8 protein-coding genes are annotated in these 12,891 nt (G+C 53.0%); all 8 read right to left on the minus strand.

Features of this window, described 5'->3' with window-relative positions:
• Nucleotides 1–204 precede the first annotated feature (204 nt).
• Complete coding sequence (locus tag RYZ59_RS12120; protein ID WP_318047963.1) at nt 205–1,068, minus strand: dimethyl sulfoxide reductase anchor subunit family protein; 864 nt, start codon at nt 1,066–1,068, stop codon at nt 205–207.
• Nucleotide 1,069: 1 nt separating this feature from the next.
• A complete protein-coding gene (locus tag RYZ59_RS12125; RefSeq protein ID WP_318047962.1) occupies nt 1,070–1,687 on the minus strand; it encodes a DMSO/selenate family reductase complex B subunit in 618 nt (205 codons plus the stop codon).
• A gap of 10 nt (nt 1,688–1,697) precedes the next feature.
• Complete coding sequence (dmsA, locus tag RYZ59_RS12130) at nt 1,698–4,142, minus strand: dimethylsulfoxide reductase subunit A (RefSeq protein ID WP_202039029.1); 2,445 nt, start codon at nt 4,140–4,142, stop codon at nt 1,698–1,700.
• Between the two features lie 236 nt (nt 4,143–4,378).
• Nucleotides 4,379–5,671: a serine--tRNA ligase gene (gene serS, locus RYZ59_RS12135; protein ID WP_137383501.1), complete on the minus strand. Its 1,293-nt coding sequence runs from the start codon at nt 5,669–5,671 to the stop codon at nt 4,379–4,381.
• Between the two features lie 92 nt (nt 5,672–5,763).
• Nucleotides 5,764–7,107, minus strand: a complete 1,344-nt coding sequence (rarA, locus tag RYZ59_RS12140) for a replication-associated recombination protein RarA (protein ID WP_003836910.1) — start codon at nt 7,105–7,107, stop codon at nt 5,764–5,766.
• A 10-nt stretch (nt 7,108–7,117) separates the two neighbouring features.
• Complete coding sequence (lolA, locus tag RYZ59_RS12145) at nt 7,118–7,729, minus strand: outer membrane lipoprotein chaperone LolA (RefSeq protein WP_040233939.1); 612 nt, start codon at nt 7,727–7,729, stop codon at nt 7,118–7,120.
• 111 nt (nt 7,730–7,840) lie between these two features.
• Entirely contained in the window at nt 7,841–11,872 is a 4,032-nt protein-coding gene (gene ftsK / locus RYZ59_RS12150; protein WP_318047961.1) for a DNA translocase FtsK, read from the minus strand.
• Between the two features lie 134 nt (nt 11,873–12,006).
• Entirely contained in the window at nt 12,007–12,501 is a 495-nt protein-coding gene (gene lrp / locus RYZ59_RS12155; protein ID WP_000228473.1) for a leucine-responsive transcriptional regulator Lrp, read from the minus strand.
• Between the last annotated feature and the right edge of the window lie 390 nt (nt 12,502–12,891).

Raw genomic sequence — 12,891 nt, forward strand, 5'->3', positions numbered from 1 at the left:
CGGATTGATAAAAAATGGGAAAATACATCTATTTGTTTTAATTGATCTAAAACAAAATTGACCCGCTACGTTCAGTCGAAAAAATTCATGGATAATCGGCATCTTTTATTTGTAGGATGACCGTATTAACGCCTTATCCGACCTACACGTTCAGTACTGTAATGTGCAGGCCGGACAAGTGCGATGCCATTCGGCATTTTCAGGTCAGCTGGCGACCGCCATGCCGACGGTCATATGCAGACCATAGAACACGCCGCGGCCAATCAGCTCACCGACTAACAGCAGAATAAACGCGACGGAAAGCAGCGGTATTGCCGGCTGGTAGCCTTTCACCTGCGGAACAATCCAGCAGCACAACGCTAAAGCCAGTGCCACAATCCGCCATGCCATCAGCGAACCGTAATCGGGCACCAGCGCAGATGCCTGCTGAATTGAGCTGTGGATTGCCGCCAGCTCGGCCCCCTGCATCACGGACATGATGCCGCTTACGACCAGCGCAAGCACTGAAATAGCAGGCAGCAGTCGCATCGCCCAGCCGTCAATTCCGGCAACGCGTAGTAGCAGATATCCCAGCAGCGGCCCTCCCATGAACAATGTCAGGAAGAATCCAATCGGCGTCCAGACACTATACCAGGTAGGCACCGTATCAATAGTGTTATATACGCGCACCATCATCCAGACAAAAACGACGCCCAGCACCATGGTGAGAACTAACCACAGATTGCGTAATGCTGGCGACATTTTTTTCAACACCGCCAATAACCAGCCAAGACCACCAACGGCAAAGAAGATCGAGCCGCTGGCAATTTCGTTACTTAGCGCGGAAGAACCGACACGGTTGAGGGAGTTAAACGCCCGCATCGGTGAGCCCAGGTGAAGCATGGAAGCAATAAAACCGATGCCCATCAATACCCACAGGCCAAACATGCAGGCAATCACACGCTGTTGTGAATCAGGGCGTAAGTCCCCTTTCATCAGCGCCAGCGCCAGAACGATAAAACCACCCACAACACACTGTCCGAAAACAGTGAAGATCATCAGCGGCCATTCATGCCATCCACTTCCCATCTTACACCTCCTTCGGATTAGCCAGATAACCCGTGGTATCCCCGGTCGGGCGGCTATTGGCATTTGGTTTGATGACGATGCTCGGTTTGGTAAAGTGCGCGCCAGGGAGCGGCGCAACAGCGGCCAGGGTGCCATGTTTTTTACGCAGTTCCTCTATCGGGCCGAAGTCCAGCGCCCTCAGCGGACAGGATTCGACACAGATGGGCTTCTTACCTTCAGCAACGCGTTCATGACAACCATCGCACTTGGTCATGTGCCCTTTGGCAGCATTGTATTGCGGTGCGCCATACGGGCAGGCCATGTGGCAATAGCGGCAGCCAATGCACACGTCTTCATCCACGACCACAAAACCATCTTCACGTTTGTGCATCGCGCCGCTTGGACACACCTTGGTACAGGCCGGGTCTTCACAGTGGTTACACGCAATGGAGAGGTAGTAGGCGAAAACGCTCTGGTTCCAGACACCGTTATCTTCCTGCCAGTCACCGCCGGCGTATTCGTAAATACGGCGGAAACTGACGTCCGGCGTTAAATTTTTGAAGTCTTTGCAGGCCAGTTCGCAAGTTTTGCAACCGGTGCAACGGCTGGAATCAATAAAAAATCCATACTGGGTTGTCATCGGTTACTCCTTACACCTTTTCAACCTGAACAAGGTTCGTATGTGATGGGTTCCCCTTAGCGAGAGGAGAAGGCCGCTGGGTCGTCAGCACGTTAATACAACCGCCCTGATCCACACGTTTCACATCCGGGTCATACCAGGCGCCCTCACCCAGCGCGACAACGCCAGGCATCATACGCGGGGTAACTTTAGCCTCAATATGCACTTCGCCACGGTCGTTAAAGATACGTACCTTGTCGCCGTTGTTAATACCGCGTCGTTGTGCATCCATCGGGTTAATCCACATTTCCTGGCGACAGGACGCTTTCAGAACGTCAACGTTGCCATAGGTCGAGTGGACGCGAGATTTATAATGGAAGCCCGTTAATTGCAGAGGGAATTTTTCCACCAGTGGATCGTTTAAGCTTTCAAAGCCCGGTGTATAAATCGGTAATGGATCGATCACATCACCTTCCGGCAATTCCCAGGTTGCGGCGATTTCTGCCAGCGCTTGAGAATAAATTTCAATCTTGCCTGACGGCGTGGTAAGCGGATTGGCTTTGGGGTCTTCACGAAACGCTTTATACGCCACGTGATGTCCTTCAGGATCACGCTGCTTAAAGATGCCCTGCTTACGGAACTCTTCAAATGTTGGCAGTTCCGGTATAGCCTTGCGCGACTGTTCATACAGATGACGCATCCACTCTTCCTGAGTACGGCCTTCCGTAAACTGTTGCTCGACGCCAAGGCGTTTCGCCAGCTCGCTGGTCATTTGGTAGATAGTCTTGCATTCAAAGCGCGGTTTGATCGCCTGATCGGTGAAAATCACGTAGGACATATTCCCGCAAGATGCATCCAGCGCAAAGTCCATCTGCTCAGAGGCCGTGCAGTCCGGCAGCAGAATATCGGCATATTTCGCCGAGGAGGTCATATGGCAGTCGATAACGACGATCATTTCGCACTTCTTATCATCCTGCAGGATTTCATGCGTACGGTTGATATCAGAGTGCTGGTTAATCAGGCAGTTACCGGCATAGTTCCAGATCATCTTAATCGGAACGTCGAGCTTATCCTTACCACGAACACCGTCGCGCAGCGCCGTCATTTCCGGACCACGCTCAATCGCATCCGTCCACATAAACATTGAGATACTGGTTTCGACGGGGTTTTCCAGCGTTGGCATACGCTCAAACGGTAAATCGTATGATCCCTCACGTGCACCGCTGTTGCCGCCGTTAATACCGACGTTGCCGGTCAGAATGGCCAACATCGAAATGGCACGGGTCGCAATCTCGCCGTTGGCGTGGCGCTGCGGTCCCCAGCCCTGGCTAATGTAGGCGGGTTTCGCGCTACCAATTTCACGCGCCAACTTAACAATTCGTTCAGCAGGAATACCGGTTATCTGCGCAGCCCATTCCGGGGTCTTCGCGATACCGTCTTTACCCTGACCGAGAATATACGCCTTATAGTGACCATTCTTCGGCGCTCCTGCCGGGAGGGTTTTTTCGTCATAGCCCACGCAGTACTTATCGAGGAACGGTTGATCAACCATATTCTCGCTGATCAGCACATAGGCAATACCGTTAACCAGCGCTGCATCTGTACCCGGTCGAATGGGGATCCATTCATCTTCGCGTCCCGCACCGGTATCCGTGTAGCGGGGATCGATGATGATCATGCGGGCATTCGATTTCTGCCGCGCCTGTTCAAGGTAATAGGTTACCCCACCACCGCTCATACGCGTTTCGCCAGGGTTATTACCAAACAAGACAACGAGCTTACTGTTTTCAATGTCAGACGGACTGTTACCGTCTGCCCATCCGCCATAGGTATAGTTCAGCCCAGCCGCGATTTGCGCAGAAGAATAATCCCCATAGTGGTTCAGGTAACCGCCGCAACAGTTCATTAAACGTGCTACCAGCGTTTTACCCGGCGGCCATGAGCGCGTCATCGTGCCGCCCAGCGTACCGGTCCCATAGTTAAGATAGATAGACTCGTTACCGTAGTCTTTAATCAGACGCTGCATATTGCTGGCGATGATATCGTAGGCTTCATCCCAACTGATGCGTTCAAATTTACCCTCACCGCGTTTGCCGACACGCTTCATTGGGTATTTCAGACGATCGGGATTATAAACTCGACGACGCATGGACCGACCACGCAGGCAGGCACGAACCTGATGCAAGCCGTCATAGTTATCATCGCCCGTGTTGTCGGTCTCGACATATTTGATTTCACCGTCTACGACATGCATACGCAGCGGACAACGGCTACCGCAGTTTACCGTACACGCACTCCAGATCACTTTCTCATTGACGGGTGACGGGTTGATGGCATCTGCAGCGTTTGCAATACGGGTAAATGGCAGGGTAAACGCGCTACTGGCTACTGCCAGTCCGCCTATCGCCGTCGTTTTTACCAAACTGCGACGACTCACCTCAGCTGCCAGCACGGCATCGGGGATCTTAGTTTTCATAGTGGCTCACTCTGCTGCTCACAATAAACAAAAAGGGAATGTTCGTTGTATAGTCGTTTATATATCGATACTATCGTTATACAGACCGTTATATAGCGAATTTATGCAAAGACAGAGATAAATACTGACTTTCATTCGAAGGCAGTATTACCACTAATGGAGTAAGGGTTATTGTCCGGCATCAAACGGGCGTAAAAAAAGCGCCCTGAGGCGCTTTTTTAGCAAGGAAAAATGACTTAGCCGATGAATTCCAGGCCATTCATGTACGGACGTAATACTTCCGGTACCTGAATACGGCCATCAGCTTGCTGGTAGTTTTCCATAACGGCAACCAGCGTACGTCCCACTGCCAGACCAGAACCGTTCAGCGTATGCACTAAACGTGTTTTCTTGTCAGATTTGCTACGGCAACGCGCCTGCATGCGGCGAGCCTGGAAATCCCACACGTTGGAGCAGGAGGAAATTTCACGATAGGTATTCTGTGCCGGGATCCACACTTCCAGATCGTAGGTTTTGCATGCGCCGAAGCCCATGTCACCAGTACACAGAACGATCTTACGGTACGGCAGGCCCAGCAGCTGAAGTACTTTTTCAGCATGACCGGTCATCTCTTCCAGCGCGTCCATAGAATCTTCAGGACGAACAATCTGCACCATCTCAACTTTGTCGAACTGGTGCATACGGATCAGACCGCGGGTATCACGACCGTAAGAACCGGCCTCAGAACGGAAGCATGGCGTATGCGCAGTCATTTTGATTGGCAACGCGTCTTCGTCAATGATTTCATCGCGTACCAGGTTGGTCAGCGGAACTTCTGCCGTTGGGATCAGCGCATAGTTGCTGCTGTCGGCTTCTTCATCCAGCGGACGCGTATGGAACAGATCGCCAGCAAATTTCGGCAACTGACCGGTACCGTACAGCGTGTCATGGTTGACCAGATACGGAACGTAGTTTTCACTGTAGCCATGTTGTTCAGTATGCAGATCCAGCATGAACTGAGACAGCGCACGGTGCATACGCGCAATCTGCCCTTTCATGACAACAAAACGAGAGCCGGTCAGTTTAACCGCAGCGGCGAAATCAAGACCTGAGTGCATTTCACCCAGCGTCACGTGATCGCGCACATCGAAATCGAACTCACGTGGGGTACCCCAGCGACTCACTTCAACGTTGTCATTCTCGTCTTTACCTACCGGAACGTCGTCCGCCGGCAGGTTAGGAATGGTCAGCGCAATGTCGCGGATCTCTGCCTGTAAGGTATCAAGTTCAGCTTTCGCGGCATCCAGCTCTTCGCCCAGTTTGTTCACTTCCAGACGTAAAGACTCGATATCTTCCCCGCGCGCTTTTGCCTGGCCGATGGATTTCGATCGAGAGTTACGCTCTGCCTGCAGGTTTTCAGTTTGTACCTGCAGAACTTTACGACGCTCTTCAAGAGCGCGCAGCTTATCTACATCCAGCTTAAAGCCCCGGCTTGCCAGTTTTTCTGCGACTGCGTCTGGCTCATTACGCAGCAGATTGGGATCGAGCATGCTTATCCTGTGCTTATCGAATTAAAATAGGAGAAAGTGACCACAGCCTGCGGTCACAGGGATACATTGACAACATTACCGCAACGATAACACTAACGGTAGCGTTTTATAGGGCTATTTTGATCCTGTCCGGCGAGCCAGGCGAGCTTTTCGCCAATCTTGCCTTCAAGACCTCTGTTTGTCGGGTGATAATAGCGCGTTTGTGCCATTTCCTGCGGGAAGTATTCTTCTCCGGCAGCGTAGGCATTTGGCTCATCATGGGCGTAGCGATATTCCTGGCCATAACCCATCTCTTTCATGAGCTTCGTCGGCGCGTTACGCAAGTGCACCGGTACGTCGTAATCGGGGCGTTCACGGGCATCAGCCAGGGCGGCTTTAAAGGCGGTGTATACCGCATTACTTTTCGGCGCGCAGGCCAAATAAACAATCGCCTGAGCAATAGCGCGTTCACCTTCCGCGGGGCCTACGCGGGTAAAGCAATCCCATGCAGAAATTGCCACTTGCATAGCGCGAGGGTCGGCATTTCCCACATCTTCAGAGGCAATTGCCAAACAGCGACGGGCAACGTAGAGCGGGTCACCGCCTGCGCTAATGATGCGCGCATACCAGTAAAGCGCCGCATCCGGTGCACTACCGCGAACCGACTTATGCAATGCTGAGATCAGGTCGTAAAAACGATCGCCTTTATTATCGAAACGTGCGCTGCGCTCACCGGCAATTTCAGTGAGCAATTCTGGTTTCAATACGCGCTTGCCAGAATCATCAACTTCGGCCATATCGGCCATCATTTCCAGCGTATTCAGCGCTCGCCGCGCGTCCCCATTAACCAGTTCGGCAATCGCCCGACGCGTCTCTGGCGGCAGTACGATATCCTGGCCGCCGTAACCACGGGCTTTATCTGACATCGCCTGGTCCAGCACCTGTTCAATATCGTCGGTGGTTAACGACTTCAGTAAATAAACACGCGCCCGCGACAACAGTGCCGAGTTAAGCTCAAACGAGGGGTTTTCTGTGGTGGCGCCAATAAACGTGATGGTACCGTCTTCAATATGCGGTAAAAACGCATCCTGCTGGCTTTTATTAAAACGGTGAACTTCGTCCACGAACAGGATCGTACGTCGACCCGCGTTACGATTCTGACGCGCCCGCTCAATCGCTTCACGAATTTCTTTTACGCCAGAGGTAACCGCCGAAATTCGTTCAACATCGGCGTTGGCGTAACGGGCAATAACTTCGGCTAGCGTGGTTTTCCCCGTCCCCGGCGGCCCCCATAAAATCATAGAGTGCAGGTGCCCGGCCTCGATGGCGCGCGGCAAGGGTTTACCTGCAGCCAGCAGATGCTGCTGGCCGATGTACTGTGCTAAATTTTCTGGCCGCATACGTGCGGCCAGTGGCTGAAAGGTATTATCAGAAAAGTCGAGCGACAGATTGCTCACTCACACGCCTCTACTTACGTTGATCGTCTACCGTTACGCCTTGTGGCGGGGTAAAGGTGAATTTTGATGGTTCGATCGCGCCGTTCTGCTGCGATTTCAACTGGTAGCTACTACGCTGATCGTCCTGTTCAACAGCGCTAAACTGATGAATTGTTCCGTCGCGGCCAACATTGATGGTGAACTGCTTCAGATTTCCGCTGCTGGTTTTGGGCGTCAGCACAAAATCATCGCCGTTTTGCTTAATATTGTACTGCTGCCAGTCGCTGGACTGGTTCCGCGCAATCAGCATAAACGGCGTGTTACCCGTGGCATCTTTCAGCCAGGTCGCCGTCGCCTGCTCAACAAACGGGTTGAAGAACCACAGTGTTTTACCATCAGAGACCAGAATGCTTTCGTCAGGCTGTGTCATATGCCAGTTAAACAGATTCGGACGTTTAACCCATAAATCACCCTGGCCTTCCTGCACCGCTGCGCCGCTACCATCCGTTACCTTCTGGGTAAAACTGGCGTGGAAGCTGCTGACTTTATCCAGACGGCTTTTCAGGTCGCTGGCGGCGTCAGCCCAAACGCTGCTCACCACAAAGCTCGACAATAATGCACAGGTGATTGCGATTCTTTTCATCGTTATTCCTCAAAATACGTCACTCCCAACGGGGAGCTCCTTCTGCTATCCATTTCAGGCCAAAAATCAGCATGAGGAAAGTAGAAAATACTGAATTACTTAACTTTGCAATCAATCAAAGGGCGGTGGAGCCAGCACTTCACGATTGCCATTATGTCCCTGCTCGCTGACAATTCCCTGCGCTTCCATCTGTTCGATGATGCGCGCCGCACGGTTATAACCAATGCGGAACTGGCGCTGGACGCCGGAGATGGAAGCTTTGCGTTTCTGGGTAACAAAATTCACCGCCTGATCGAACAACGGATCCAGCTCTTCCCCACCGTCAAAACCACCGCCGCCACCTTCACTTTCGGTGTCCGAGGTGATGCCTTCCACGTACTGTGGACGGCCACGCGCTTTCCAGTCCTGGACGACCGCGTGAACCTCCTCATCGCGCACAAAAGCACCATGTACACGCACCGGAATCGTTGAGTTTGGCGCAGAATAGAGCATATCGCCCATGCCCAACAGGGATTCAGCACCACCCTGATCAAGAATGGTACGAGAGTCAATTTTGCTCGAGACAGTAAACGCTATACGCGTCGGGATATTTGCTTTGATAAGCCCAGTGATAACGTCAACTGACGGACGCTGGGTTGCCAGCACCAGGTGGATACCTGCCGCACGCGCTTTTTGCGCCAGACGGGCAATCAGTTCTTCCACTTTTTTACCGACAGTCATCATCAGATCAGCAAATTCATCGACCAGAACCACAATATACGGCTCTTTTTTCAGTACCGGATGAGTGACATCCATGCTATCGCCTGGTTTCCAGTACGGATCCGGGATTGGACGTCCCATACGATCTGCTTCCGCAATCTTCTCGTTGTAGCCCGCAAGGTTACGCACGCCCAGCGCAGACATCAGCTTATAGCGGCGTTCCATTTCATTAACGCTCCAGCGCAAGGCATTGGCTGCGTCTTTCATATCCGTAACAACTTCAGTCAACAGATGCGGGATACCTTCATAAACCGACAGCTCGAGCATTTTCGGGTCGATCATGATAAAGCGAACATCTTCCGGCTGCGCCTTGTAGAGCATGCTGAGGATCATGGCGTTGACCCCAACAGATTTACCTGACCCCGTAGTACCTGCCACCAACAGATGTGGCATCTTCGCCAAATCGGCAGTCACAGGTTCACCAGCAATGTCCTTGCCGAGAACGACAGTAAGCGGTGACGGATTATCACGGAATTTCGCGTTATCCAGTACTTCACGCAGATAGACTGTCTGGCGTTTTTTGTTCGGCAACTCCAGTCCGACATACGGTTTACCCGGAATAACCTCCACCACACGAACTGCCGCGGTTGATAGCGAGCGCGCCAGATCTCGGGAAAGGTTAGAAATACGCGCAGCTTTAACACCCGGCGCCAGATTTAGCTCAAAACGGGTAATGACCGGTCCGGGCGAGTAGTTCACCACATCGGCTTTAATACGGAAATCGGCCAGACGCGCTTCCACCAGACGCGCCATTTGTTCCAGCGCGAATGTATCTATTGGCTCAACTTCCGCCGGTGGTGGGGTGAGCAGATCCAGCGATGGCAGCAGCGTCGTCGGACGCTGTACAGGGCGGCTGTCGCCATTACGCATCAACAACGGATGGATCAGGCTTTCCTGCGGCGGCGGTGTGACAGGCTGCTGATAATGCTGCTGCGGCACGACAGGCTGCGGCGGCTGCTGATAATGCTGCTGCGGCGCGACAGGCTGCGGTGGCTGCTGGTAATGCTGCTGCGGCGCGACAGGCTGCGGCGGCTGCTGGTAATGCTGCTGCGGTGCAACAGGCTGTGGCGGCTGCTGGTAATGCTGCTGCGGTGCAACAGGCTGTGGCGGCTGCTGGTAATGCTGCTGCGGTGCGACAGGCTGTTGATACTGTGGCGCAGGTTCCGGCATCACGCTGGGGGTAAACAGCGGCTCATGCGGACCTTCATCCACTAACGCTTTCATTGGTGAGAATTCAAAATCATCAAGTGAGAATGGATTCGCCCCGGCAGGCTGTGCGCCGGAATAACGTTGCTGTTGGGAAGAAGCGAACTGACGCGCCAGTTCAGCTTCTGCAGCTGAATCTTCGTCATCAGCATGCGCTGTATCATCCTGATACTCTTCACCATAGCGATGCTGCTGCGACTGGGCAAACTGACGCGCCAGTTCATCCTGCTGCATGGCATCAATTTCATCGTCACTGTATTGCACATCCGTATCAAGCTGCTCTTCGCGCGCTTTCTCTTCCGCCATACGTTGTGACGGCAACTTAATGCCATATGAAGCCAACTCTCGGCGTGTCGGGACACGCACACGATTAGGGCGCGGCAGTTGCGGGCCAATTCCCTCTTTCACCTGCGGACGCGGCGCACCGCTCCCTGCAAGACTAAATACCGGTGCGGCAACGGCTGCACCGGCACCCAATGCAGCGTTTTTCACCCCAGCAGCCAGCGGTGCTGCGGCAGCCACAGACTCAACGGGAGGTATGGATGCTGTTGGCATAGACGGCGCAACGGGTTTCACCCGCTCAGGCTCTTGTACGGGTTCTGGAATCGGTTGATACCAGGCAGCTAGCTGCTCACGTTCACGCGCGCGTTTTTCTTCCACTTCTTCAAAATAGTAGAGCGGTGGACGTGCTGGTTTCACCTCTTCAACGACAGGTTCAGGCTCGGCAACCGGCGGCTGTTCCACCACGGGTTGCTGATGAACCACGGGTTGTTGCTGCACGATGTCTTGCTGATAGACAGGCTGCGGTTCAAGCGGCGCACTCTGCTGGTAAACCGGCTCTGGTTGCCAGGCGTGTTCCACCACCGGCTCAGGTGCTTGCCACGGCATTGCCGGTTGCGGCATCGCCGGCTGTTCATAGCCAGCTTCGGCAACTGGCGGTACAGAATATGGCATCTGCGGTTCAACCGGTGCAGGTTGCTGCCAGGGTTCATAAGGCTGAACCGGAGGCTGCGCGTACTGAACGGGCTGTGGGTAACCTTCCGGCGCTGGCGCGATAACCGCTTCACCAGTTTGCGGAGCCGGTGCGGACTGCCATGCCACAGCGGGAGTGGGTTGCTCTAAAACGGTTCCCGGTACTGGCGCAGGTTGCAGCAGCGGGTCGACTGGCGCACTCCAGGCCTGAGTTGCCGCAGTGGCAGTGGCGGCTGCCGCCGCGGTGACCGGCTCAGTCACTGAATGGCCGTTTAATAGCGGGTCGAATTCATCGTATTCAGGCACTGTGGCACGGTTGCCAGAGAACAACACATCGTCAGGATCGGCTACAACGCTACGTGCGCTGTATTCAATTTCGTCCTCATCATCCATGCGCTTGCCGGAGAACAGCGCGGCATCAGTGTGACGCCCAAGTGGATTGGTAAACTTCTCTGCCAGCCGTTTACGACGCGCTAACGCTCCGCGCAGAATACGTGCCCGTCGAGATTCATGCGGGGGGCCATCACCGGCATCGACAGACTCTTCATCATCTTCATATTCTTCGTCATCGACCCAGGTATCATCGCGACGAGTACGATTGCTGGCAAATGTCAGGATATTCAGTAACCAGCCACCCAGTTTCTCGGCAATGCTCACCCATGACCAGCCAGTAAACAGCGTTAAACCCGCGGCCCAGATACATAACAGCGCAAGCGTACCGCCACTGCTGTGCAGCAGGGGTTGCAGCGTAGTACTGAGCAGGCTGCCAATAACGCCGCCAGAGGCAAAATACCAGATGTCATCGGCATTGATTGCGGCAAGCCCGCAAGAGGTGAGGATCAGCGCCAGAACGCCAATAATACGCAGCGATACGGCGAAGTAATCGACGTATTCGTCGCTGGCCTGATGTCGCCAGGCAAACCAGCAGCCACCGACAATGATGACGGGAATGGTGTAGGCCATGACACCAAAAATGAAGAACAGCGTGTCCGCCAGCCATGCGCCGGGTATTCCACCCAGATTATGGATAGGCTCGTGCCATGCGGTTTGCGACCAACTGGGGTCCGAAGGGTTAAAACTGAGTAAGGCTGCCATCAACCAGACGGCAAAAAGGGCAATAAGAATCAGCAACGCTTCCAGAAGTCGGCGCCCGCTGCTTAACTTCGTCAATGTGACGTCTTTGTCTTCAGTGTATTCCTGGCTCAAAAACGGCTCTCCAGGTTTCAGGCTTTTCCTGCCCGATGCTAAAACGGACAACAGCACCGGGTTACCCCGGCACTGTTGCTGTATGGATTAACAGGAGTGTAATCAAACTGCGTCGATTTTGCACCTGTTCCGTGTTAGCGCGTCTTAATTACCAGACGATTGCTCTGTTTGACTTCTTCCATTACCACGTAAGTACGTGTGTCATTCACGCCAGGCAGACGCAGCAGGGTTTCCCCCAGCAGCTTACGGTATGCCGACATATCCGGTACGCGTGTTTTCAGCAGATAGTCGAAATCACCGGAAACCAAATGACACTCTTGAATTTCTTCAAGTTTTTGTACTGCAGTGTTAAATTGCTCAAACACATCCGGGGCGCCACGATTCAGAGTAATCTCAACAAAAACCAGAAGTGATGCATCCAGATAATGCGGGTTCAACAGCGCTGTATAGCCCTGAATAAAACCCTGTCTTTCCAACCGACGCACACGCTCAAGGCAGGGCGTTGGAGAAAGTCCCACTCGTTTTGAAAGCTCGACGTTAGAAATACGCCCATCCTTTTGCAGCTCATTAAGAATGTTACGATCGATACGGTCGAGATCTTTGCCAGGGCGCTTCTTACTATCTACCATTATTATTGTCTCTCTGTATTCCTTCCCTACTCCTGCCTGACTCTACTAACATCACTGTTCAGAGTCGCTACCCATCACAATAAACCGCAACCCAGAGGGATTTACGGTGCGCAATGCCTGGGTTTATGGTGAGAAGACCGTTGCCTGTCGGCGGCTATCGACATCACGAATGGCATCTGTCCACACCATGCGTAGATTTCACTAACCCGGTAAACATGGTATCTACATGCATGATTATGCAGCATATACATGACACAGTTTTTTTCTTCCTTGAATGTTTTCGCAAAACAGCAGGTGATTGTCAAAGCAAAACATCGATTTTTAGTACAACATGCCAGTTATTCATTGGGAGTGATGGAAAATCGTCATTTTATCACCTTATAACTGACC

The sequence above is a fragment of the Citrobacter sp. HN-141 genome, assembly GCF_033341895.1.
In the GTDB taxonomy this organism is placed as follows: domain Bacteria; phylum Pseudomonadota; class Gammaproteobacteria; order Enterobacterales; family Enterobacteriaceae; genus Citrobacter.